The sequence below is a fragment of the Roseovarius sp. EL26 genome (genome assembly GCF_900327775.1).
Classification (GTDB): domain Bacteria; phylum Pseudomonadota; class Alphaproteobacteria; order Rhodobacterales; family Rhodobacteraceae; genus Roseovarius.
In genome coordinates this window covers 1,107,203-1,129,594 of sequence record NZ_OUMZ01000007.1, presented here as the reverse complement: position 1 = coordinate 1,129,594, position 22,392 = coordinate 1,107,203, and the positions used below count along the sequence as shown (strand labels likewise).

23 protein-coding genes, 1 tRNA gene and 1 pseudogene are annotated in these 22,392 nt (G+C 51.6%); 10 read left to right on the top strand and 15 right to left on the bottom strand.

All coding sequences use genetic code 11. The annotated features are described in order from the left end of the window. Position 1 precedes the first annotated feature (1 nt). Both D9A02_RS13380 and D9A02_RS13375 read right to left on the bottom strand, forming a co-directional pair. Positions 2–793: an aspartate/glutamate racemase family protein gene (locus D9A02_RS13380; protein WP_120501430.1), complete on the bottom strand. Its 792-nt coding sequence runs from the start codon at positions 791–793 to the stop codon at positions 2–4. 1 nt (position 794) lies between these two features. Next, positions 795–1,664: a phytanoyl-CoA dioxygenase family protein gene (locus D9A02_RS13375; protein WP_120501429.1), complete on the bottom strand. Its 870-nt coding sequence runs from the start codon at positions 1,662–1,664 to the stop codon at positions 795–797. A gap of 118 nt (positions 1,665–1,782) precedes the next feature. Between D9A02_RS13375 and D9A02_RS13370 the strand changes: the two genes are divergently transcribed. Next, the gene (locus D9A02_RS13370; RefSeq protein ID WP_162933067.1) at positions 1,783–2,514 is read left to right on the top strand and encodes a GntR family transcriptional regulator; all 732 of its coding nucleotides are present in this window, start codon (positions 1,783–1,785) and stop codon (positions 2,512–2,514) included. Between the two features lie 1,279 nt (positions 2,515–3,793). On the opposite strand, the gene D9A02_RS13365 is transcribed toward D9A02_RS13370, so the two are convergent. Beyond that, positions 3,794–3,883: transfer RNA gene (locus D9A02_RS13365), tRNA-Ser, on the bottom strand. 96 nt (positions 3,884–3,979) lie between these two features. Continuing rightward, positions 3,980–4,828, bottom strand: coding sequence for a methyltransferase domain-containing protein (locus tag D9A02_RS13360; protein ID WP_120501427.1), 849 nt, complete (start codon positions 4,826–4,828; stop codon positions 3,980–3,982). Between the two features lie 323 nt (positions 4,829–5,151). Between D9A02_RS13360 and D9A02_RS13355 the strand changes: the two genes are divergently transcribed. From D9A02_RS13355 to D9A02_RS13325, 7 genes are read left to right on the top strand one after another with little or no spacing between them, the layout of a single operon-like run. After that, positions 5,152–6,123, top strand: a complete 972-nt coding sequence (locus D9A02_RS13355) for an SPOR domain-containing protein (RefSeq protein ID WP_120501426.1) — start codon at positions 5,152–5,154, stop codon at positions 6,121–6,123. Positions 6,124–6,136: 13 nt separating this feature from the next. Beyond that, the gene (locus D9A02_RS13350) at positions 6,137–7,303 is read left to right on the top strand and encodes a D-alanyl-D-alanine carboxypeptidase family protein (RefSeq protein ID WP_120502533.1); all 1,167 of its coding nucleotides are present in this window, start codon (positions 6,137–6,139) and stop codon (positions 7,301–7,303) included. Next, a complete protein-coding gene (gene tmk, locus D9A02_RS13345) occupies positions 7,300–7,926 on the top strand; it encodes a dTMP kinase (protein WP_120501425.1) in 627 nt (208 codons plus the stop codon). The genes D9A02_RS13350 and tmk overlap by 4 nt, the downstream gene beginning before the upstream one ends. Next, the gene (locus tag D9A02_RS13340; RefSeq protein ID WP_120501424.1) at positions 7,923–9,050 is read left to right on the top strand and encodes a DNA polymerase III subunit delta'; all 1,128 of its coding nucleotides are present in this window, start codon (positions 7,923–7,925) and stop codon (positions 9,048–9,050) included. The genes tmk and D9A02_RS13340 overlap by 4 nt, the downstream gene beginning before the upstream one ends. Before the next feature lie 15 nt (positions 9,051–9,065). Continuing rightward, positions 9,066–9,872 (top strand): TatD family hydrolase, encoded by an 807-nt coding sequence (locus D9A02_RS13335; protein ID WP_120501423.1) that lies wholly within the window; start codon positions 9,066–9,068, stop codon positions 9,870–9,872. Continuing rightward, the gene (locus tag D9A02_RS13330; protein ID WP_120501422.1) at positions 9,872–10,675 is read left to right on the top strand and encodes an MBL fold metallo-hydrolase; all 804 of its coding nucleotides are present in this window, start codon (positions 9,872–9,874) and stop codon (positions 10,673–10,675) included. Before D9A02_RS13335 ends, D9A02_RS13330 begins: the two co-directional genes overlap by 1 nt. Positions 10,676–10,679: 4 nt before the next feature. Beyond that, positions 10,680–11,609, top strand: coding sequence for an AEC family transporter (locus D9A02_RS13325; protein WP_120501421.1), 930 nt, complete (start codon positions 10,680–10,682; stop codon positions 11,607–11,609). A gap of 52 nt (positions 11,610–11,661) precedes the next feature. On the opposite strand, the gene D9A02_RS13320 is transcribed toward D9A02_RS13325, so the two are convergent. Further along, the gene (locus D9A02_RS13320) at positions 11,662–11,868 is read right to left on the bottom strand and encodes a cold-shock protein (RefSeq protein ID WP_120501420.1); all 207 of its coding nucleotides are present in this window, start codon (positions 11,866–11,868) and stop codon (positions 11,662–11,664) included. A 218-nt stretch (positions 11,869–12,086) separates the two neighbouring features. Here D9A02_RS13320 and D9A02_RS13315 point away from each other — a divergent pair, with 218 nt between their 5' ends. Beyond that, positions 12,087–12,401: an arsenate reductase family protein gene (locus D9A02_RS13315; protein WP_120501419.1), complete on the top strand. Its 315-nt coding sequence runs from the start codon at positions 12,087–12,089 to the stop codon at positions 12,399–12,401. A 46-nt stretch (positions 12,402–12,447) separates the two neighbouring features. Beyond that, positions 12,448–12,816: a hypothetical protein gene (locus tag D9A02_RS13310; protein ID WP_120501418.1), complete on the top strand. Its 369-nt coding sequence runs from the start codon at positions 12,448–12,450 to the stop codon at positions 12,814–12,816. Positions 12,817–12,870: 54 nt separating this feature from the next. On the opposite strand, the gene D9A02_RS13305 is transcribed toward D9A02_RS13310, so the two are convergent. The 10 genes and pseudogenes from D9A02_RS13305 to D9A02_RS13260 all read right to left on the bottom strand — a co-directional run bounded on the left by D9A02_RS13305 (position 12,871) and on the right by D9A02_RS13260 (position 22,352). Then, positions 12,871–13,452 (bottom strand): DoxX family protein, encoded by a 582-nt coding sequence (locus D9A02_RS13305; RefSeq protein WP_120501417.1) that lies wholly within the window; start codon positions 13,450–13,452, stop codon positions 12,871–12,873. A gap of 5 nt (positions 13,453–13,457) precedes the next feature. Next, positions 13,458–14,210: a DNA-binding domain-containing protein gene (locus D9A02_RS13300; protein WP_120501416.1), complete on the bottom strand. Its 753-nt coding sequence runs from the start codon at positions 14,208–14,210 to the stop codon at positions 13,458–13,460. Further along, positions 14,207–15,064 carry a DUF692 family multinuclear iron-containing protein gene (locus D9A02_RS13295; protein ID WP_120501415.1) on the bottom strand — a complete coding sequence of 286 codons (858 nt, stop codon included), beginning with the start codon at positions 15,062–15,064 and terminating at the stop codon, positions 14,207–14,209. The genes D9A02_RS13300 and D9A02_RS13295 overlap by 4 nt, the downstream gene beginning before the upstream one ends. 92 nt (positions 15,065–15,156) lie before the next feature. Next, entirely contained in the window at positions 15,157–15,459 is a 303-nt protein-coding gene (locus D9A02_RS13290) for a DUF2282 domain-containing protein (protein ID WP_120501414.1), read from the bottom strand. Positions 15,460–15,734: 275 nt separating this feature from the next. Then, positions 15,735–17,681, bottom strand: coding sequence for a threonine--tRNA ligase (gene thrS, locus D9A02_RS13285; protein ID WP_120501413.1), 1,947 nt, complete (start codon positions 17,679–17,681; stop codon positions 15,735–15,737). Between the two features lie 231 nt (positions 17,682–17,912). Further along, positions 17,913–18,035: pseudogene (locus tag D9A02_RS19585) on the bottom strand (DUF3604 domain-containing protein); the annotation flags it as partial. A 39-nt stretch (positions 18,036–18,074) separates the two neighbouring features. Further along, complete coding sequence (locus D9A02_RS13275; RefSeq protein WP_162933066.1) at positions 18,075–18,785, bottom strand: hypothetical protein; 711 nt, start codon at positions 18,783–18,785, stop codon at positions 18,075–18,077. 254 nt (positions 18,786–19,039) lie between these two features. Then, complete coding sequence (locus tag D9A02_RS13270) at positions 19,040–19,762, bottom strand: alpha/beta fold hydrolase (protein WP_120501411.1); 723 nt, start codon at positions 19,760–19,762, stop codon at positions 19,040–19,042. Then, complete coding sequence (locus D9A02_RS13265) at positions 19,759–21,300, bottom strand: proline/glycine betaine ABC transporter permease (protein WP_120501410.1); 1,542 nt, start codon at positions 21,298–21,300, stop codon at positions 19,759–19,761. The genes D9A02_RS13270 and D9A02_RS13265 overlap by 4 nt, the downstream gene beginning before the upstream one ends. After that, on the bottom strand, positions 21,297–22,352 hold the full coding sequence (locus tag D9A02_RS13260) for a glycine betaine/L-proline ABC transporter ATP-binding protein (RefSeq protein ID WP_120501409.1): 1,056 nt from the start codon (positions 22,350–22,352) through the stop codon (positions 21,297–21,299). The genes D9A02_RS13265 and D9A02_RS13260 overlap by 4 nt, the downstream gene beginning before the upstream one ends. Between the last annotated feature and the right edge of the window lie 40 nt (positions 22,353–22,392).

Here is a 22,392-nt window from a genome sequence, read left to right as displayed (position 1 = left end):
GTTATGCGTCGGTCAAAACGCGCAGTTGTTCACGAAATAGCTGGCCAGCGTTGTCAACGGTGTCTTCGATGCCCGCCAGACGTAGCAAATGCCACGCAAGGGCGTGGTTGCTGGCGGTGACAGGCTTGCCTAAGGTCTGTTCTGCCTGTTCGATAATGCCCGCCGCGCGCAGGCTGGTGCAGGAAATAAAAACGCCGTCAACGTCAGGCGATTGGCCAACAGATATGGCGGCTTGCAGGATAGACTTTGGATCGATCTTGCCAACGACCAAATCGCTTTGCTCATAGAATGAGCCCACAACTGTGACATCGATACCTGCAGTGTTGAATTTGGCCTGCATCGCATCAGTCACTTCGGGGGAATATGGTGTCAGTAATCCAAGTCGTTTAACACCCAGAGCGCCAAGCGCGACCTTGGCGGCGGTCAACGGGTTGGTTGAGGGCACGCCGGGATGCGCCTCTTCAAAGATTTCGGCCACACGCTCTTCGCCAATAATGGTAGACGCAGACGTGCAGCCATAACCGATGGCGTTGAGGCCCATGTAGTCAGGTAACAGCCCTGCAGCGATAGGCAGTTCAGCCTCCATCCGCCCCAAGGTTTCCGGGGTGACGGTGACGTCATTGGCAAGACGCGAATGATAGACTGACACGCCGGGCAGGTCCGTCAGGGCGCGGAATTCCCATTCCATCGTCTGGTCGGATTCAAGCACCAGAAGGCCAATGCGGGCGCGGTCTCCCGCGCCAGCATCGGTTGTAAAGTTCAGGCGTTTGATACGCGCGTCTTGTTTGCTCATCTCATCCCGCCTCGGCCATCTCTTGTTGCGCGAAAAACGAGGTGTCTTTTGGCACCTCAGGCAACGCCATATCGTAAGACGAACAACGCACGCGGCCCGACGCCTCGCCGCGCACGACCTCATGCGTAAGCGTGCTGGGCAGGTGGTTTTGGCTCAATTCAATCGCGTCCTCGGCGTAATAGGTTGAGATGTAGAGCGTGCGCGAGGTGTCAGACAGGTTCGGCGCAGATCCATGCAACAGACGCGCGTGCATCAGGCAAACGGACCCTGCTTTGCCGGTGCATTTGATGACATTGTCTATGTGCTGATCTTTAACCTCATCCGCCACAGCGCCGGTAAAGACCCCGTTATGCCAATGGGAATAAAGTGGCCCGATGTGGGTGCCGGGTACAACCTCAAGCGGGCCATTTTCAAGCGTGACATCATCGACGAACAGCAGGCATGTGATGATGTCATCGTTGGTCATCGGTTGGAATGGAAAATCTTGATGGAATTTCACTTCGGTCGCCGTACCCGGAAGCTTGGAATTTACCTTGCCGTGGTGGAAGCGCAGTGCGGGGCCAATGAGTTCAGCACAGAAATCGACCGTGCGGGCGTTGCGCATAATACCTGCGTATACGTCCGAGATCTCCTCAGGTGATTGCACCCTGCGCAGGCCAGGAACCTCAGCGGTATGACCCGGTTGCAGGTCAAACCGTGGGCGGCCATCCATGGTCTCGCCGTAGTCATCAGTGTAGGCGCGGCTTTCTTCGACCCATTCAGAAAACACTTTGCGTAAGTCTGCAAGTTCTTCCGATGTTACGGCATCTTCAAGAACCAATACGCCGTCACGCCAGAACTGATCTTTTTGCTTCTGTGTCAAAACAGCCATGTTTTTGCCCTCCCTGCAAGGTAAGCTGGTATATACCAGTGATTGAGGTTGGTATATACCAGATTCCATGTTATGCAAAACAAAATCCCAGAGTGATCCTAAAAATATGAAAAGCGATATGAAATCATCAACTTCAGCTCCATTGTTTCGGAGGATTGTGGGTGATTTGAAAAGCCAAATAGTAGACGGAGAGCTGCCAGAGCATACTCCATTGCCCTCTGAGAGAGTCGTTGCTGAGCATCATAATGTCAGCCGTATGACCGCAAGGCGTGCTTTGGAAGCGGTTGAGGCCGAGGGACTTGCCTATAGTAAAGACCGCAAGGGGCGCTTTGTTTCACCCAAACGTCTGGATTACGATGTCGGTAGCATGTCAAACTTTATCTCAGGTGCTGCGGCCAAGGGGATCGAGATCGAGATGGAGCTTCTTGATAGTAAGCAATCTGTTGTCGATGCCGAATTGGCAAAAATCCTGCCGGTTCCGGTTGGAACACCGGTCTATGAGAATACGCGACTGTTTCGTCGGCAAGGGCACGCAACGTTCCTTGAAACCGAAACGGTGATCGTCAGTCGATGTAACGAATTATTGTTCAACGCGCAACCAGAGCAGCAGGCGCAACCGCAAACCCAACGCTATAGCCCGCTTGGACATATGGCAGATATCGTTATCCGAATGCGCGCGCTTGACCCACCCGAAGCTGATATTCTGGGTCTGATGCCGTATCAGTCTGGAATAGAGCAAGAGCAACGGGTGCGTGATCAAGCAGGTAAAGTTTTCTGTTTCAGCCGCCAGATCTGGCGCGGAGAGCTGGCGCAGTTTTCAGCACGGGCAATTTTAAAAGCTGGATCATAGCCATATCTTGTCGCTAATGTAGACCCGAGACGCGGGGCGGTTGATTTACTCGTTCTGGTGCAAGTTAGGAGCGGCTAAATCCGCTCTTCAAGTCGATCAATTGAAAGGGCTCTTCCGCCAGAGCCTAAAATCTAAAGCAATCTTGGAAAACCTTGAAGCCCTTTGTGATCTCTATCTCTTCACTTGCCGTAAATCCTATTAGAAGTGCCTTCTTAGGTGGCTTTTGACTGCTGTAGTAATATGAGAGCTGTTCGATCCCGATCCCGCGTTTAAGGGCCGTCCGTGTGACTTTGAAAAGTTTGTAATCTGCGCATTTATGTGGCTCATGCCTGACGCAGAATTAGTTACTTTGGGCTTCTTGTGCTCATCCGAAGGCGCCAGTTAAGTTCTTTCTATCATAAACTAGCTTGAGGATCGGCTTTGCGGCACGAAACGAACGTCGGCATGATTTAGTAGGTCACGCAATTTGTCGAAGTACCCACTGTGTTACAGGTTGTTTGGGTAGGCGGTTGATAAACGGGCACTGGAACATAGTCTGGCCGATCAGATTGTGCAGCGATTATGCCGCTATCATCAGTTTTAGCATTTTCACATGCAAACTGGTGCAATTCCTCGGCGCTAATCATAGCGTTTACGGCGTTGCCACCTCGATAGTTCGCGTGTTTCCCATACTTAGCGCAGTGCTTTACGGCAATGTCACGAGCCTCAGCAGTTAGTGTTGGTACTGTATCCCAAGCGCTGTACTTCAAACTAATCCCATTTTCGGATGCGTAATCCACGGTCGGTGTGCCAGTGGTGCATCCCAACAGTGAAACCATAACTATTGTCGCCAAAGGTGATCTCATTTTTAACACTCAATTTTGTTCATCCGTGAGTTCACCTTTAGACAAAACACTTCTGGCACAAGTTAAAGGCAAGTATAGTCAATGGCTTCTCTGGGCTCAGAGCAGTTATCTGAAGGTTATCGTCAGGATCACGGGGCCATAAATTAGGATGAATTACGGTAATACGATGCTAAGTGGCCTATGAAAAGGTTGCCCTCCGACGTCATTCTGGAAAGATCGAATCTTTGAATGCATGGAGCCACTTAGGACAGATGGAATCGTCGGAGCCACCAAATTGCGCTGCTGTGACTTTTCTTGTCACTTACAGAAAGATTTTTTGGCGAACTACACTAGGGCTAAATCGGCTCGCTCAATATCTCAAATTGGTGCAATAGTGGGTGCGATAAAATGATTCGCCATCTGTTATTGCTGTTTAATAACAATCACTTGAGTGATGGCGGAGGAGGTGGGATTCGAACCCACGGAGGACTTTCACCCTCGTCGGTTTTCAAGACCGGTGCATTCGACCACTCTGCCACTCCTCCGACTTGGTGATCTCTTAAGGAATGTGAATATCGCCTGCAAGTGTAAAATATCGTTGCCTTGATCTATCTTGATTAAGTGGAGTGATTTTCTTGATTTTAGGTTAGTTGATATTCACATTTTTCCAAAATGACTGTGGGCAGATAGGTCTCTGGGCAACGCGTGATCTGATGGTTCCAGCCGTTAAGTAATGACAGGTCTGGAATGTCCTGATTGCGTTGCCCGGTTTCTTGGTCCTCTGATGCGTTGAAGATGATGATGACCTTAGTTTTGGCGAGGCGACATATTTCACGGATGTATTCGAGATATTGTGGTGGGTTCGCATAGAAGTTGATCGCCTGGTGGCATAAAACCAGATCATGTTCAGCGGTCGGTAATGGTATTGGTAAAACTCGACCATCAAAGTACAGGGGGTGCACGTTATAGTGTGTCCAAAACGGCTGGAATGACGTTGTCTGGCTGTTTCGATCCCAATAGTCAGCCAGAGTGACGCTATGGCCCCGAGCGGATAATATCTCGTGGTTGGCGCAGGTGCCGGGCGACAGGTCAAGGACTTTCAGACTAGGTTTGTCGAACACTTCCGGGGCAAATGTTGCTAGACGTAATTTTTCACGCAAAAGATTGTAAGGTCGGATCCTGTACTTGGGTGGCGTCAGGCATCGCTCAAATACTGATGCAGACATGGGGTATGGGCCCAATTCATCTGGTTTGGAGATAACGCCGAGGTCTTGCAATCGTACCCAAGCTTCTAGTGCCCGCTGTGAGAATATGCCTAATGCGGTATCCAACCAGACAGTTTTCGGTTGTTTTCCGGTCCTTTCAAAGCGCTCTCTCATACGTGTCATACGTTCCGAGATGATTTGAGAGTGAATATCGCGACAGCGGAGGATTTCTCTTAGAACGGCGCGTTCTTCTTGCGTTTTAGCGATATAGGCTTGTCTTTTCATATGCTTCGTACGCGATCATGCTGTGTTTTGCGCTTAAACTTTCGGTACCCCCGCTTATTGAGTGAAAAGGGGCGTTTGGTGTGTTTGCACAAAGCGCGGGTATAAATCTAGTTTGTTCAGATGCATTCTTTCAATCTAACGGGGATGCAAAGATTGGAAAATCTGCAATGACCGGAGTTTTCAGGGGATTTCTGCCGAAACGATCATAGTGGACTTTTCTTGTTTGGTCGGGCAGGTTAGACTGTGCCATGCATAATCTGCATAATAAAAAACAGCACTGGGAAAACCGGTAGGCAAACAAGGCGACGGGCAAGGACACAGGAATGAGCATTCGTTCAATTGGTAAAATTCAGGCATGGCATGGGGTTGTCATGATCGGTTTGATCGCGCTTGTTGGTTGCGAAGAAGGGCAGGGTTTTTTGAAGCCTGCCGATAAGGATAAGGTTGCGACGGATTCCTCCGTATCCCAGACGGTTCCAAAAGCGGCCAAGGGCGAAGCCCGCGATGTTGAGGCTCCGGAAGTTTTTCAGGTGACCAGCAGTGGCCTGTGGGATGGTCGCCCCTCGTTGGGCGGGATCTGGGTGGCGCATCCTGATGTGACCCAGCCAGAGCGGGTGATAATTCGTAATACCAAAAATTCGAAATCGGTTGTTGGTGCGCTGTTCCGTCGTGAGCGGAACAATCCGGGCCCGGTGTTCCAGATTTCATCGGATGCAGCGGATGCCTTGGGCATGCTGGCTGGTGCGCCGGCTGAATTGTCAGTTACGGCCTTGAGGAAAGAAGCGCCACCACCGCCTCCGCCCACACCGGAACCTGTGCCAGAAGTTGAAAAGACTGGGGCTGAGACAAAAAGCGCGACCACGACCAAAAAATCCGCAACTGAAAAGAAACCTACCAAATCACAGAGCAAAAAGCTTAAAAAGGCTGAAAAGATTGAAACCAAGTCGCTTGCCCCTGTGGCGGGCGCTGCTGCGGCAATTGCGGCAGCCGAGGTCGCCAACGCCGCTGCAGCGAGCTCTGGTGGGGTAACAGATATTGGGGAATCCGCGCAGCAATCGTCGCTCAGAAAACCATATCTGCAGATCGGTACTTTCAGCGTTAAGGAAAACGCAGAAAGTACCGCCGCTAAGTTGCGTGAACAGAGCCTGCAGGCCTCTGTCAGGGAACAGAAAACCCAAAGCAAAACGCTGTGGCGTGTGGTAGTTGGCCCTGCAACCAACAAGCCCGAACGCAGCGCGCTTTTGAAAAAGATCAAGGGAATTGGTTTTGATGATGCTTACCCGGTCCGTGACTGACGGTTTTATAAATATGCGTCGTGCAACAGGTTTATTGGCTTTGGCTGCACTGTTGGGAAGTGTTGGATTTCCAGCAGAAGCCTTTGATACCAAAGCCAAAGCGGCCTTTGTTGTTGATGTTGGAACTGGCACTGTGTTGCTGAATAAAAATGCGGACGAACCATTGCCGCCCGCTTCGATGTCCAAGCTGATGACGCTGTATGTTGCGTTTGAGGCGATCCGAAAAGGTCAGATGTCGTTAGATGAACGTTTGCCAGTATCTGAGCATGCAATGAGCTATGGCGGCTCGACCATGTTTTTGGATACCACAGACCGAATACGGGTCGAAGATCTGCTGAAAGGTATTATTGTGCTTTCTGGCAATGACGCCTGTGTTGTGATTGCCGAAGCACTCAGCCCAGATGGAACCGAAGCCGGTTTTGCCCGATTCATGACACAACGGGCACAGAAAATGGGGATGACCCACTCGACATTCTCAAACTCAAACGGCTGGCCTGCTGCTGGCCATTTGATGAGCATGCGTGATCTTGCTCTTTTGTCACGACGCTTGATCGAAGATTTCCCAGAGTTTTACCCGCTGTTTGCAGAAACTGAATTTGAATTTGATGGGCGTGCACCCAAAAACACCCAAAACCGCAATCCTTTGCTGAAACTGGGTATTGGGGCGGATGGTCTGAAAACCGGACACACGCAACGCGCAGGGTATGGCCTTGCCGGTTCTGCCAAGCAGGGCGATCGCCGGGTGGTGTTTGTGCTGTCCGGGTTGGATAGTGCTAAGGCACGGGCAGAAGAATCTGAGGCTGTGGTCAATTGGTCTTTTCGGCAGTTTTCGCAACGTTCCATTATCAAAGCAGGCACCGAGATTGCCAGTGCCAACGTTTGGATGGGGGACAGTCCCGAAGTGGGGCTAACCTCGATCGAAGATATAGAGACATTGCTACCAGTTTTGTCCGACGAAGAGGTTAAAGGCGATGTGGTCTATAGTGGTCCTGTTGAAGCGCCAATTCAAAAGGGACAACAATTGGCGGAATTGGTCTTGAAACCCGAAGGTATGCCCGAAACCCGCATCCCTTTGGTTGCGGCACATGACGTTGCGCGTGGCGGGTTTATGGTCCGTTTGCAAACTGCCTCTTCGGTGTTTTTGAAGCGCATGACAAACAATCCTGAGGGGGCGCTTTGAGCGGGCAGGGACGGTTCCTAAGCTTTGAAGGGGTTGATGGGTCCGGCAAATCTACGCAGGCGCGTCTGTTGGCGGAGCGTCTTAAGGATGACGGTCATGATGTGGTCTTTACTCGTGAACCCGGTGGCAGCCCGGGCGCAGAAGAAATTCGCAAATTAGTACTGGAAGGCGATGCCGATCGTTGGTCGCCTGAAACGGAGCTGCTATTATTTACTGCGGCCCGGCGCGACCATCTAGAGCGCGTGATCTTGCCGGCACTCGCGGAAGGAAAAGTTGTGATCTCTGACCGGTATGTTGATAGCACCCGAATTTATCAGGGCGTCAGCCGGGGGGATCTGCGGACGCAGGTGGATCAACTGCATACACTGATGATTGGTCGCGAAACTGATATGACGCTGTTGATCGACATGGATCCCGAAATTGGCCTGTCCCGTGCCTTTGCCCGCGGTGGCACAGAGGAACGGTTTGAAGCCATGGGGCAGAGCATGCAGCAAAAAATGCGACAAGGGTTTCTTGAACTGGCTGCTGCAGATCCGGGGCGGATCAAGGTGATCAATGGTAACCAACCAATCGAAGCGGTTGCCGACGATGTGCGCGCTGTCGTAGATAATCTTTTAATATGAGCATAGACACACTGCCTGAAGCTGACCGGACTGAGGGGGCGCCGCACCCACGCGAAACGATTCATCTCTATGGCCAGGATGCGGCAGAGACCACGTTTCTGTCGGCCTTCAATGCCGGTCGCTTGCACCACGCCTGGCTGATGGCCGGACCGCGCGGTGTGGGCAAGGCGACATTGGCTTGGCGGATTGCACGGTTTTTGTTGGCGACGCCTGATGCCGATGATGGTGGGCTATTTGGAGAAGCTATGCCAAGCCCGGAAACGCTTGACATCAGTTCAGAGCATCCTGTGGCGCGGCGCTTGCTGGCTGGATCAGATCCGGGTCTGTATCACATCACCCGCAGTGTAAATGAGAAAACGGGCAAGATGCGTGATGCGATCCTTGCCGATGCTGTGCGCGAGTTGAACCAGTTTCTGCAGCTCAGTGCTGCGGATGGCGGGCGGCGTGTGGTGATCATCGACAGTGCCGATGAGATGAACACGCAAGCAGCCAATGCGTTGTTAAAAATGCTGGAAGAACCACCAGCACTTACGACATTTTTGTTAATCACGCATCAACCTGCACGTTTGTTGCCAACAATTAGGTCGCGGTGTCGGGTGCTGCGCCTGAACACATTGAGTGAACATGATATGGCAACTGCGCTGGCGCAAGCCGGGGTGGAACAAGCCGAAGATGCACCAGCTTTGGCGGCGCTGTCTGGTGGGTCGGTTGGGGAATCCATTCGTTTGATCAATCAGGATGGGCTTAAGGTCTATGATGAGCTGGTTCAGATCATTTCGGGCTTGCCGCAACGCTTTGATCGGCAAAGGGCGATGAAGTTGGCTGAATCAATCAGCGGTAAAGAAGCCTCGCAAAAGCTGGACCTTTTACTGGTGTTGATCAATTTATTATTGTCGCGACTGGCCCAAACCGGGGCATATGGACACCCTCCTGCCGTCGCGGCCTCGAATGAAGAGCAAGAGACGTTGTTGCGCTTGTCGCCGGATGCCGCACGCGGTCGGCTTTGGGCCAATTGCGCACAGGATATTTCGTCGCGGGCGCGCCATGGGCAGTCAGTGAACCTTGACCCTGTCGCGCTGGTCCTTGATACGGTATTCAGCATTCAGAAAACCGCCGCTGGCTGAACCCTTGGATTTTAGATGTCGCACTTGATTGAGATTACCGACAGTCATTGTCACCTCGACTTTGACTCTTTTGACACCGAACGCGATGAGATCGTTGCGCGTGCGATAGATGCTGGTGTGACCCGCATGGTCACCATCTGCACTGAATTGCACAAAGAGCCATATGTCCGTGCGATTTCAGAGCGTTATGCATCGGTGTTTTACGCCGCTGGCACACACCCGATGAATGTTACTGATGAGTACATGACAACGGTTGATGAATTGGTCACTTTATCAAAGCACCCTAAGTTTGTCGGTATTGGCGAGACGGGGCTTGATTATCACTACACCGCTGAAAGCGCTGATGTGCAAAAGCAATCCCTGCGAGTGCATATTGAAGCCGCCCGTGAAACTGGCCTGCCGTTGATCATCCACGCCCGTGCGGCAGATGAGGATATGGCCCGTATTCTGACTGAAGAGTACAACAATGGCGCGTATACCTGCGTGATGCATTGCTTTTCATCCTCGGTCGAACTGGCAAAGGCTGCGCTTGATCTTGGATTTTACCTGTCGATGTCGGGCATAACGGCCTTTCCCAAAAGTCAGGAACTGCGTGATATATTCTCCGCGGCACCGGTTGATCGGGTGTTGGTAGAAACTGATGCGCCTTATCTTGCGCCGCCTCCATATCGCGGCAAGCGCAATGAACCAGCCTATAGCGTGCACACGGCCCAAAAAGGGGCTGAGGTGTTTGGCATGGACTGGCCTGCATTCGCCGCGCAGACGCAGATAAACTTTGATCGGCTGTTCAGCAAGGCCGCACTTTATCAGGTAGCAGCCTGATGGCAGAGCTGCGCTTCACCCTTTTGGGCACAGGGTCTTCTGGGGGGGTGCCCCGGTTGGGCGGTGTCTGGGGCGATTGCGATCCTGATAATCCCAAAAACCGTCGGCGTCGCTGTTCGATGCTGATTGAGCGGATCACTGAGGCCGGGGTCACCCGGGTTTTGATCGATACCTCACCGGACATGCGCCAGCAGCTGTTGGATGCCGAGGTCGGTACGTTGGATGGTGTGGCCTTTACCCACGCCCATGCGGACCATATTCACGGCATTGATGACCTGCGGGTGATTGTTTTCAACACTAAAGAACGTCTGTCGGTTTGGGCTGATGGGGATACACAAAACGAACTTTTTGCAAAGTTCGGATACACATTTGTGCAACCTGAAAATTCACCGTATCCGCCAATTTTGAACATGCACACGATCCACGAGGATCAAGCCTTTACGATCTCAGGCGAGGGGGGCGATATTTCCCTGTTACCACTCCAGGTTAATCACGGATCGATTGATGCACTTGGTTTCAAGATTGAGGGTTTGGTTTACCTCCCGGATGTAGCGCAGATCCCCGATAAGATCTGGCCCGAACTGGAAGGGTTGGAGTATTGGATCGTTGATGCTCTGCGCCGCAAGCCGCATCCGACGCACACACATCTGGCGCAAACACTGGACTGGATCGAGCGGGTCAAGCCACGTTATGGCGTTTTGACCAACATGCATATCGACATGGATTACCAGACCCTCGTCGATGAGACTGCCGACAATGTTATCCCCGCCTATGACGGGATGCAAATCAGCCTGACGGTTTAACCCGATGCAGGCGCTGCTGAACGTCATTCTACCCGTCTTTATCGTGATTGGGTTTGGCTATGTTGCGGTATGGCGCACGTGGTTCAGTCAATCAGGCGTGGACGGGGTGATGGTCTTCGCTCAGAAGTTCGCCATTCCCTGCCTGCTGTTCTATGCAATGGTCAATCTGGATTTGGAGCAAGGTTTCGACTGGCGACTGTTGACAAGTTTTTACACCGGGGCGTTGTCCGGGTTTGCATTGGGTATTTGGGGTGCGCGTTATCTGTTCAAGCGCGATTGGCAAGACGCGGTAGCGATTGGATTTTGTTGCTTGTTTTCCAACTCGCTCTTGCTGGGATTGCCGATTACGGAACGGGCTTACGGTGCGGGTGCCTTGACCGCGAACTTTGCTATCATCGCGCTGCATTCCCCGCTTTGCTATGGGGTAGGTATCACCGTGATGGAAGTGGTCCGCGCCTGTGAAAACGGTGTTCGGGCAAGCCTGTTCAATGTGTTGAAAGCAATGTTCTCAAATGCATTGATTGTCGGGATTGTGCTGGGCTTAGCGGTTAATTTGATTGGCTTGCCTCTGCCTGCACCCCTCAGTGAGGCGATTGCCTTGCTCGGGCGATCGGCTTTGCCAGCAGCCTTGTTCGGGCTAGGTGGTGTGCTGGCTCAATACCGGCCACAGGGTGATCTACGCATCGCACTTTATGTTTGCGTAGTGTCCTTAGCGATCCACCCGGTGATCACGCTCATCTTGACATCAACCACCGGAGTTTCGGTGGATGCGACACGGTCCGCCGTCATCACGGCAGCAATGGCGCCAGGGGTGAATGCCTATATCTTTGCAAACATGTATGGACGGGCGCAACGCGTGGCGGCCTCGGCGGTGCTGATCGCCACAGGTTTATCTGTCGTTACAGCTTGGATGTGGCTGAACGTTCTACCATGATGCTGTTTGTAATGGCGATCTGAAGACCGCCATTACAAACATTTATAAAATATCAAAGGGGTTTTAGGTCTACGGCCATCTGGCGCCCATCACGGCCATCCTCCAACCCGTACTCAACTTTTTGGTCGTCGGCGAGGCCGGTCAGGCCTGAGCGTTCTACCGCTGAAATATGCACAAATACGTCTTTGCCGCCATCATCGGGGGCGATAAAGCCAAATCCTTTAGTGGTGTTAAACCATTTCACGGTGCCATTTGGCATGCCGCTTCTCCTTCTTAACGTTCTTAACTTCGCTTCCCGGAAATATGCCAGGCCATATCACACTGGGTCGTATGGTACCGGACATCTCATGCGATGGCGGCACCTGAAACACCAATGTCACGCGGGGATCATTACACCGCGAATGTAAAAAGCAAGCGAAACTCGGATGACTGCGATGTCAAAACCGGTTATGGCGGTAAAAAGAACGGAGCAAATGAATGATTTTGTATGGGTTAAAAACTTGTGATACCTGCCGTAAGGCTTTGAAATCACTTCTTGAAGTTGAATTTCGAGATGTGCGTATTGATGGGGTGCCGCAGGATTTGCTGAAATCCGCTTATGCGCAGTTTGGAAACGCTGTGTTGAACACACGGTCGACCACTTGGCGTGGATTGGATGCGGTAGAGCGCGAGCGTGATCCACTTGACCTTTTGGCAGAGCATCCGGCATTGATGAAACGCCCCTTGATAGATCACGATGGCGTGCTGTTTTTGGGCTGGACTAAAGATGTACAGGAAAAATTGCTTGGATAAAGCAAAACACCTCATAAGTTATTGAAAACGGTTTGGAGTAAATTAAATGCGGAATGCAGCATTGATGCTGGGTGTGATTGGTGGATTGTTGGCCTTATTGGTCGGATTTTTCAGCTACGGTTACACTGAATTTGTTGATAAAGTCGGAGAGATTGACGGCATTGCCGAGCAGGTGGATCAGGTTGGCCTGATCCGAGCGGTCAGCTTTTTGGCACCGCTTCTAGCGATCGCCGGTGGGGCCATGTCCAAGGTGCGCGCCCTATGGGGTGGTGTCTTGATGCTGCTATCCGCCGGGGCGATGTATTATGCCTTTGGTTTCAACGTATTCACTATGTTCCCAATGGGCTTTGTTGCACTTGGTGGCATTCTGGCCATTGCGGCCGGTAAGCCGGATGAACCAAAAGCACATTTCTGAATAAGAAAACCGGCCTCATGGGGCCGGTTTGGTTAATCTTAATGGGTTTTTACCCTACATCACGTCGATGTCAGCTTTATGTTTTCGGCACAAGATCGCGTCGAGCGATATGGCACCCGCACCTTTGATCACAATCACCAGCAAAACAAAGACCCAAAGCGCGCGAATATCAAGCAATCCGACGCCTTTGATCGCGGGATCGTACTCTGCCACATTGTCAAACCACTGCCCCCATTTTGAATGTTGCGCAGCATAGACATCGGTCAGGCTTTGCACCGCAACAAAGCCAATCATGCCAATGGCGGCCAGACGTGTGAACAATCCAACTACGATCAGGATCGGTAGAATGATTTCCGCAGTGGTGCCTGCAACAGCAACTGCCCAGTGAAAGATGCTTAACTGGCTGGTATCATATCCAGCGGCTTCCATCGCGCGGGGGAACATCTGGATGTAGGCCCCACTTGAAGGGAACAAGAAGCCGAAAATGCCATCGCCCAGTTTTGTCATAGCAGACTTCCAGAAATACACGAACAAGATGGCCGCAAACATGAAACGTGCAATCATCGGAAGCATCCAGTCGCCAACGCGTTCGACCAGTCCGAAAACCATATGATGGAGAGAGAGAAGAGCGCGCATGGCGTTTATCCTTCGGTAACAAGAGAAATGATAGCGTGTCCCTGCAACAGCAGGGTGAGAGTCGTGCCAAGATCAAATTCGGGGTGAATGCCCAGCGCGACATCTTGTGCCTGACCAATGGTTTGTCCCTGACATAAGGCAAGAATCCAATCGGCCCCACCTTGGGGTAGAAGTTGTGGAACAGGGTCAAATTCTGGTCGAGTGATCAGTGTATCTTGCGCCGCAGCCTGCGGTTTTTGCGCATCCGGTTCGGTGTTATACGCCCAGATGGCGTGTACCGGCCAGGGCGAACGAACAAGCTCCATCGCGGGGGCAAATCGGATCGTTGCCGACGCAAGTTGCTCAGGATCAATCGCCAACTCTTCCGGCGTAATGGGGGTGCTGTCGGCCGCATGATACGAACGGCGTATTGCCAACTCAAACCGGGCCACATCTGGCAGGTAGGGAATATGGGCAAGCTGTTTTTCATTGTTCAGAAAATCTGGGAGGGCGTCACCATAGTGCATCATCAATGGCGAAGATGGGGGATGTTGACGCAAGAATGTGCCTGCCAGCCCATCCATGTTGGTGCGCCCCAGAAGTTTGCTGATCAGGGGAAAGGCATTGTGCATCGCTTCGGTCAAGGAAACCGCTACATTGTTGCGGTAAACGTTGAATCGTTGACCTGCAGGGCGGGCCTGCGCATCGATGAGCCCCGTCGGAACCGTGGCGATAGGGTTGAGTAGAGCTGCCTGAAATATGTCTTGTGAAACGCTCATACGTGAACCTTTTCCAACGCAGTTTGAGCGCGCAGGGCTTCGGCTTGCAACACAGACCACTCTGGCACATCGGTATCCCATTCGACCAACACGGGCTTAGGTCCGGAACGCTCCAGAACGTAGTCAAGCAACGCCCAGACCGGATCGATCACTTCGCGTCCGTGGCTGTCGATCAGCAATGGCTGGCCGTGTTCGTCTTCATCTTCGTCATGCCCACCAAGGTGAATTTCACCAACCGATCCCAACGGATATTGATCAATGTAGTCCTGAGGTGAGAAGTTTAGATTGGTTGCAGAAACGAAAACATTGTTTACGTCCAGCAACATGCCGCAGCCCGTCCTGCGCGTGACCTCTCGTAGGAAATCAGGTTCGGACCATGTGCTTTCATCAAAAGCAAGATAGCTGGAGGGGTTTTCCAGTAGCATTTTACGGCTGACCACGTCTTGTACCTGATCTATGTGATCGCAGATCCGGGTCAGGCTGTCATTTGTATAGGGCAGGGGCAGTAGGTCATTCAGAAAATGACTGTCGTGCGTCGACCATGCCAGATGTTCGGAAAAGCTAGCAGGATTGAGCCAACCACAAAGATGTTTGAGACGCGCCAGATGATCTGTATCTAGGGGGCCTTCACTGCCAATCGACAAGCCAACACCATGCACCGAGATTGCGAACCGTTCGGACAGGTGTCGCAGTTGCGCCAGAGGGCGACCACCATCGCCCATATAGTTCTCTGCATGTATTTCCAGCCATTCAACCGGGGCGGCATCATTCAAAATTTGTGTGAAATGCTGTGATTTGTAGCCGACACCAACACCAAAAGGCAGATGATTATTATGACTGCTATCGTCCAACATCTGACATTCCTTTCTGATTGAAAATCGACGGGGCTAGTTCGCAAAAACGGGGCAGGCGTTTTGAAATTGCCTGCCCCGGATGATGAATGGTCTTATGCAGGCAGATCGCGGGACAGCTCTTCCAGTGAACCTTCGCGTGGAGTGCCATCAGCCTGTGCAGGAAGTTCGATTGACGTGCATGTACCTTCGTCAACCAGTTTCCAAGCGTTGCCTTGGTAATCAACTGTTGAGGTGCCCGCACAGGTAGTGCCGGGACCAGCCGCGCAGTCATTTCCTTCGGCGAGTGATACACCATAGCATTTTTCCTGCGCACCGGCAGTGGCGTTTGTGGTTTGAGCTACGAGAGCAGCAGTGACTGCGCCAGCAAGTGCGACAGTTTTGATTGCGTTTGACATCGGGTCTCTCCCTAGAGTTAAAAATCGTATCCTATCGATACTGAGCCGTGGAACAAGCGCGAAGCGGCTGCCGTCAAACTCGTTATCGTCGATACATGTATGATAAAGGGAGGATATGTGAAAATACCATTCACGAGCGCGTTAGACACGGAGCCGTCAAATGATGTGTGAAGGTGGTATGTTCTTATCTTATTGTTATTATTGCGTTATGTAAGTTTCCGCGGCCAATTTTTTGAAAATTGTTACAAGAAATTGGCCGCGTTTTTCGCGCTATGTTACAACAAATCAGGAGCTGTGGCCTCAACGGCCAAGGCCGATGTAACATCTGCAAGACTTTCAACCTTGGTTTGTTTCTCTCCAAGGCGGCGCACAGAGACAGTGCGCTCGTCGATTTCCTTCATACCACAGGCAAGGATAACCGGTACTTTGCCGACAGAGTGTTCGCGAACCTTGTAGTTAATCTTTTCATTGCGAAGATCGGCTTCTGCGCGGACGCCAACGGCGCGCAAAGCGTCAACCACTTCAAGACAGTAATCATCCGCATCAGAGACAATAGAAGCCACAACAACTTGACGCGGGGCCAGCCAGAATGGGAACTTTCCAGCGTGCTCTTCGATCAGGATACCGATGAAACGTTCGAACGATCCCAAGGTTGCCCGGTGCAACATAAATGGAGTGTGTTTACTGCCATCAGCCCCAATGTATTTGGCTTCCAAGCGGTCTGGCAGGTTGCTGTCCACCTGCAAGGTGCCGCATTGCCAGGTCCGGCCGATGGCATCAGTCAGGGTGAATTCCAGCTTGGGGCCGTAAAACGCGCCTTCGCCTTCCAGAAGCTCGTATTCATAGCCAGCAGCCATACAGGCATCGCCCAGGGCTTTTTCGAGCATGTCCCAAGTTTCGTCCGAGCCGATACGTTTTTCAGGCCGGGTCGACAATTTGATGGTCCAGTTTTCAAACCCTAGATCAGCATAGACCTTGGCAAGAAAAGCGATGAACTTCTTAGTTTCGGGCTCAATCTGTTCTTCAGTACAGAAGATGTGGCCATCGTCTTGGGTAAAACCACGTACGCGCATGATACCATGCAGCGCGCCTGAGGGCTCATACCGGTTGCATGATCCAAATTCAGCCATGCGCAGGGGCAGGTCACGATAGGATTTTAGACCCTGATTGAATACCTGAACGTGACAGGGGCAATTCATTGGTTTTAAAGCATTAATCGCTTTTTCACGGGCGTGTTCTTCATCGACTTCGACGATGAACATATTCTCTTGGTACTTGTCCCAGTGGCCCGAGGCCTCCCAGAGCTTGCGGTCCACCACTTGGGGGGTGTTGACCTCTACATAGCCGTCACGTTCCTGCATGCGGCGCATGTAGTTTTGCAAAGTGGTGTAAACTTTCCAGCCATTGGGATGCCAAAACACCTGACCGGGGGCCTCTTCCTGCATGTGATAGAGGTTCATCTCGCGGCCCAGTTTGCGGTGGTCGCGTTTCTCAGCCTCTTCGAGGAAGTGCAGGTATTCTTTGAGCTTTTCCTTGCCGGTGAAGGCCACGCCATAGATCCGTTGCAACATCTGACGATCTGAATCGCCACGCCAGTAGGCACCCGCGACAGACATTAGCTTAAATGCATCTGCAGGCACTTGACCGGTGTGCTGCAGGTGAGGGCCGCGACACAGGTCCTGCCAATCCCCATGCCAATACATCCGCAGCGGCTCGTTGCCCGGAATGGCATCGATTAGCTCTACTTTATAGGGCTCATTGTTCTGGGTGTAGAAATCAATCGCGCGTTGGCGATCCCAGATCTCAGTGGTAACCTTGTCGCGCAGATTGATGATTTCTTTCATCTTTTTCTCAATAGCGCCCAGATCTTCGGGGGTGAAGGACTCTGCGCGGTCAAAGTCATAATACCAACCATTGGAGATGACGGGACCAATGGTGACTTGCACGTCAGGCCACAGGGCTTGGACGGCACGGGCCATGATATGCGCAAGGTCATGGCGGATCAGCTCATTCGCAGGCTCTTCGTCCTTCATGGTATTGATACCAATGGAGGAATCTTGATCAATCGGCCACTGAAGGTCCCAGTGTTGATCATTCACAGTGGCGGAAATTGCTTTCTTCGCCAGTGAGGTTGAGATGCTTGCCGCCACTTCGGCAGGGGTCACACCTGCGTCGAAATTGCGCGCATTGCCATCGGGAAAAGTAAGGGAAATCTGGGCCATCAGCCTGATGCTCCTCGTCAGTTTGGCGCCCACGGAACGCCCGGTTGCGGGTATATGGTTCGCCGCTGTTGTGGCGCGGTCACGTTACCAAGTCAAGAGGGGCAATTTGTGTACAGGTTGTACGCGAGTTTAGTACACAAATTGGCTGTCTGTGAACGGAAGAGGCGACGTTGGCTCAGCTGCTTTGATCTCAGTCTTTTTTTGATGAAGTAAACAAACAAGAGAGGTCGTTTAGAGTTTCTGCGGCGAATGATCGGAGAGAGCCCAATCTGCACGATACGGGACAACCATTCGAGGCCCGCTTGCTGAATACGTCTCCTTACGCATCATCGCATCAAATAGAGGTTCTCGTGTATTCTCCGCGGCCTATACGACGGAAAATCCAAGGTTTTTTCATCCACAATATCGCGAAGTCAGAGAATACTTGGGGTCAAAAACATCATATTTGTCAGGTGTCAGATATTTGTTTTTGTCGCGGGCCCGGTCACCCAAGTAATTATGATATCCGTCCCTTGATCTTATCCAATGTGTGCTCTGTGTATCCGGAACGAGCTGATCTGCCCAAAAAGGAAGCCTCCGCGAGGGATAGGTTCGTCTCAAGGACTGGCAAATGAGCTGCTCCTTAACCGACGACTGCGCAACCTGACCGAATTCAATCTTTAAGAGATTCACTACGTGGCCTGCTTTGATCGTCAAATTGCGAATTTCAAAAGTAAGCGTTTCGTTTAGCTCAAAAATGTGAGTTTGCTTTCCCGGGCCAAATAGAAATTCTTCGCCTTTCCAGTCCATTCCAGCCGCGAATCTCAATCGAAATTCCCCAGGTGGGACAAGGACTTTGAAGAAGTCCCCACCGATGATGTAGGCAGCCAATGCGTCCTCATCGGTTTCAACATCGATCAACGTCAGAAAGTAATCTTGCCCTGGGGGCGCTTTGACCTGAAGTGGGAACACAGCGGGAAGACCGGTACGGTTCCACATCAGGCCGGTGGTTTGCACGGATTTCGTAGCCCTATCATCTCCAGCGCTCGCAAATGCGGACACCACGCATAGCCACACTTGAAGGACAAAAACACCAACTTTTCGACTGTGGAACAATTTTGTCAAACCAGCCTCATATCTGCAGTTCTTGGGCTCTACCGACATAATAATAGCATTTTTCAGGCGAAATGTGCGGTCACAATCGTTCAACTTGTTCTCACGTTAGAGAATGGGCAGTATCTATCTTCAGAACATCATCCGTAAATAACGTGTGATATATATCACATTTAAAAGCAATAGGTTAGAGGCCGTTCGATCTGTTACTTACGGCCCAAAGCAGACGTTCACTTAACTTGGAGATACCGCAGTGTAACAGGCTGTTAAGAATCTAGAAATTCGACAACGAGGCGATTGAACAATTCTGGATTTTCGAGATGGGCAGCGTGTGCACAATTTGGCATGACAGCTAGTTGTGATTTGCCAATGGTTTGCCAAAGTTGTTCGGTCTGTGCCCAGCTATAAGTTCGATCCTGATCACCCCAAAGGACGAGCGACTGGGCCTCAATATGTGAAAGTCGGGCCACGCCACTCCAGTTTTGCATGGCATCCAAACCAGCACAGATGGCTTGCATGCTGCTGTGTTCTGCTATTCTTGCACAGCCTTCGAAAGGTGTGGCTGCTTCTTGGAGCAAAAACCACGTTGCAGCGATACGACGAGCTGTTGCTTTCGCTCCTTCGGCCTGTGCACGGGACTTTGATGTTGCGATTGTCTCGAACCGACCTGGCAGAACTCCGGTGGCTCCAGTGCCATAGAGGATCAGCTTTTCTATACGCTCTGGCGCTTGGGACACCATCTCTTGTGCGATCATACCCCCCATGGAATGACCCAGTAAATGGAAGGTACTTATCCCGCGTTTATCCAGATCTGCTAATACCCAGCCTGCAAAAGCGGAAATGCTATTTGGGCAATTCAAATGAGCATTTTCACCAAACCCAGGCAGATCGACGGCAATAACATTGAAACTGGCACCTAGGGCCTCAATTTGCGATTGCCATTGCCGGCTGCCCCCCATGAAACCATGGACAAAAACCAAGTATTTCATTTTCGGCCACCCTGTACGATCCGATCAAGGATCATGGCGCAGAACAAAATAGCGAACCCAGCCAAGATACCTTGACCCACATTGGCATATTGTAGTGCCTCCAGCACATCCTCACCCAATCCCTTGGCGCCGATCAGAGAGGCGACAACGACCATGGCCAGTGACAACATAATGGTTTGATTGATGCCTGCGCGGATAGACGGTCCCGCTAATGGCAGATCGACCTTGGTCAGCAAATACCACTTGTTTGCACCAAAACTGATGGCCGCTTCGCGCACGCTTTCTGGTACCCCGCGCAAACCAAGCACGGTCAGGCGTACAACAGGTGTTCCACCAAAAATCATCGTTGTGACAACCGCTGCCGGTTTGCCGGTACCAAAAAATGCAATCACGGGGATCATGAAAACGAATGCTGGCATCGTTTGCATAAAATCCATGATTGGTTGAATAAATGAGTAGAACCGGCGTCGCCGAGCCGCGAACATGCCTAATGGAATGCCGATGACAATTGAAAGACATGCTGCTGTTCCCAGCAACGCCAATGTTGTCATCGCTTTTTCCCAAAAGCCCAACAGCCCCATGTAACCCAAGAAGGCCCCGCAATAAATTGCGGCGCTGATACCTGCGGTCAGCCACGTCAAAAGAATGATCAAGCTAGCGACAACGATCCAAGGCGTGCTGACAAAGACAAGTTCCAGCGCATCCAGAATGGCGCGAATACAGTATGTGATTGCATCAAATAACGTCTCACCATTATCGACACAGAAGGCAAAAAAGGCTTCAACCCAGGCGATGGCCGTCAGGCGGATGCTCGGTTCTGTTGGAAAATCACCCAACAGTTCAAATCGCCCAGGGAAACTATAGTGGAGCATGGCAGTCAAGACGATCAGGGTCATGAACGCGGCACTAAAGATGAGGTTCCTTGTCGGAATGCCCGAACGAACCGAACGGTCAGATAGCCAGTCTGAAAAACGCGCCTCTAGCGCCCAGTTGGCACAGATGGCTTGGATCACTTTGGCGACGATCAAGATAATAAGCCCTGTCAGCGCAATCCAGATCCCCTGATCTGCTAGGGCTTCGGCTTCGGCACGTATGCCACCGATGTTCGCCTCAAGCGAGTCAACAGTGCGTTGATAAACATCCACTTTGTCCGAATTGCTTTCAATCGCGGCTGCTAGCTGTTGTCGCCTAAGCTCCAGCGTGCCTTCGATTGATTCAATTCGTGCCATGGCATCTGATGCCAAATCACCAAATAATCCGCGTGCGATCTGCACAAAGCCGAGTGTTTCCAGAATTAAGAATGAAAGCGCCCAAGACCACAGTCCACGCGCGCCAAACCAAATTGGTCCAAGTAGACCTGCGACAATATTCAGGGTCGGCGTAAATCGGGCGTTGGCGCCGATTTTATCGAACTGGGCGATGTAATAATCTGGCGAAGTTTCCACAAAGGCGCGGATGTTTTCACGCCGCTCCTCGGCATAGGCCAGGGCTGCTTCGCTTTCGGTATCTTCAAGAGGGTTAATATTTGAATCGCTCATGATACTTCTGTCCCCTCGATTACAGTGCGCAGCAAATCCGCGCGAGTGATCACGCCAACATCAGTGCCGCCATCTTCGACAAGAATTGACCGTTCATCATCAATTGCCATGTTTATGAGATTGCTGAGTGTTTCACTTTCATTGACTCGTGGCAGGTCTGCGGAAAGTGGCCCGTGAGTGGCTACATGTTCTTCGATAGATCGCATGACAACATGGGCTCGAACAACCTTGAGCCGTGAAATGCCGGCGACAAAGTCGGCAACGTAGTCATCTGCCGGGTTCATAACAATGTCTTCAGCTGTGCCAGTTTGAACCACGCGGCCATCGCGCATAATGGCTATCCTGTCTCCAATGCGCACGGCCTCATCAAGATCGTGCGTGATAAAAACCGTGGTCTTTTTAAGAATTTTGCTGAGACGAATGAATTCATCTTGCAACTGCCTGCGGATCAAAGGGTCTAACGCGGAAAACGGCTCGTCCATCAGTAGAACATCTGGATTGGCAGCCAAGGCCCTTGCAAGACCAACGCGCTGCTGCATCCCGCCTGAAAGCTCATGCGCAAACTTTGCGCCCCACGCGCCAAGTTCTACAATATCCAGAACCGCAGCAGCTTGTCTCATGCGCTCATTTTTTGAAACCTGTCGGATCTCCAAAGGCATCGCAACATTGTCCAAAACTGATCGGTGCGGCATCAATGCGAAGTTCTGAAAAACCATCCCAATCTTGTGGTTGCGAAAACTCTGTAGTGCTTTGTGATCAAGCGCCATCACATCGGTGCCCTCGATCAGGATTTTGCCATCGGTCGGCTCTAACAAGCGATTGAAATGGCGTACCAATGTGGATTTTCCGCTGCCGGACAACCCCATAATGCAAAAAATCTCACCGCGATTCACCGACAGGCTTACATCGGCTACACCAACCACAGAATTGTATTCAGAAAGAACCTCTGCCTTGCTAAGTCCTTTGTCTCGGATCGCCTGCAATGCGGCTTCCGGCTTTGCACCGAATATTTTCCAGACGTTGGATATTTCTATGACGGTTTCGCTGCTCATTGGGTGCACCTGACCTTGCTTCGGGCAAATTTGGTATCGC

Coding starts and splice junctions, on each gene's coding strand:
- D9A02_RS13380 (WP_120501430.1), bottom strand. CDS start 793: ATGAGCAAACAAGACGCGCGTATCAAACGCCTGAACTTTACAACCGAT.
- D9A02_RS13375 (WP_120501429.1), bottom strand. CDS start 1,664: ATGGCTGTTTTGACACAGAAGCAAAAAGATCAGTTCTGGCGTGACGGC.
- D9A02_RS13370 (WP_162933067.1), top strand. CDS start 1,783: ATGAAATCATCAACTTCAGCTCCATTGTTTCGGAGGATTGTGGGTGAT.
- D9A02_RS13360 (WP_120501427.1), bottom strand. CDS start 4,828: ATGAAAAGACAAGCCTATATCGCTAAAACGCAAGAAGAACGCGCCGTT.
- D9A02_RS13355 (WP_120501426.1), top strand. CDS start 5,152: ATGAGCATTCGTTCAATTGGTAAAATTCAGGCATGGCATGGGGTTGTC.
- D9A02_RS13350 (WP_120502533.1), top strand. CDS start 6,137: ATGCGTCGTGCAACAGGTTTATTGGCTTTGGCTGCACTGTTGGGAAGT.
- D9A02_RS13340 (WP_120501424.1), top strand. CDS start 7,923: ATGAGCATAGACACACTGCCTGAAGCTGACCGGACTGAGGGGGCGCCG.
- D9A02_RS13335 (WP_120501423.1), top strand. CDS start 9,066: ATGTCGCACTTGATTGAGATTACCGACAGTCATTGTCACCTCGACTTT.
- D9A02_RS13330 (WP_120501422.1), top strand. CDS start 9,872: ATGGCAGAGCTGCGCTTCACCCTTTTGGGCACAGGGTCTTCTGGGGGG.
- D9A02_RS13325 (WP_120501421.1), top strand. CDS start 10,680: ATGCAGGCGCTGCTGAACGTCATTCTACCCGTCTTTATCGTGATTGGG.
- D9A02_RS13320 (WP_120501420.1), bottom strand. CDS start 11,868: ATGCCAAATGGCACCGTGAAATGGTTTAACACCACTAAAGGATTTGGC.
- D9A02_RS13315 (WP_120501419.1), top strand. CDS start 12,087: ATGATTTTGTATGGGTTAAAAACTTGTGATACCTGCCGTAAGGCTTTG.
- D9A02_RS13310 (WP_120501418.1), top strand. CDS start 12,448: ATGCGGAATGCAGCATTGATGCTGGGTGTGATTGGTGGATTGTTGGCC.
- D9A02_RS13305 (WP_120501417.1), bottom strand. CDS start 13,452: ATGCGCGCTCTTCTCTCTCTCCATCATATGGTTTTCGGACTGGTCGAA.
- D9A02_RS13300 (WP_120501416.1), bottom strand. CDS start 14,210: ATGAGCGTTTCACAAGACATATTTCAGGCAGCTCTACTCAACCCTATC.
- D9A02_RS13295 (WP_120501415.1), bottom strand. CDS start 15,064: ATGTTGGACGATAGCAGTCATAATAATCATCTGCCTTTTGGTGTTGGT.
- D9A02_RS13290 (WP_120501414.1), bottom strand. CDS start 15,459: ATGTCAAACGCAATCAAAACTGTCGCACTTGCTGGCGCAGTCACTGCT.
- thrS (WP_120501413.1), bottom strand. CDS start 17,681: ATGGCCCAGATTTCCCTTACTTTTCCCGATGGCAATGCGCGCAATTTC.
- D9A02_RS13270 (WP_120501411.1), bottom strand. CDS start 19,762: ATGAAATACTTGGTTTTTGTCCATGGTTTCATGGGGGGCAGCCGGCAA.
- D9A02_RS13265 (WP_120501410.1), bottom strand. CDS start 21,300: ATGAGCGATTCAAATATTAACCCTCTTGAAGATACCGAAAGCGAAGCA.
- D9A02_RS13260 (WP_120501409.1), bottom strand. CDS start 22,352: ATGAGCAGCGAAACCGTCATAGAAATATCCAACGTCTGGAAAATATTC.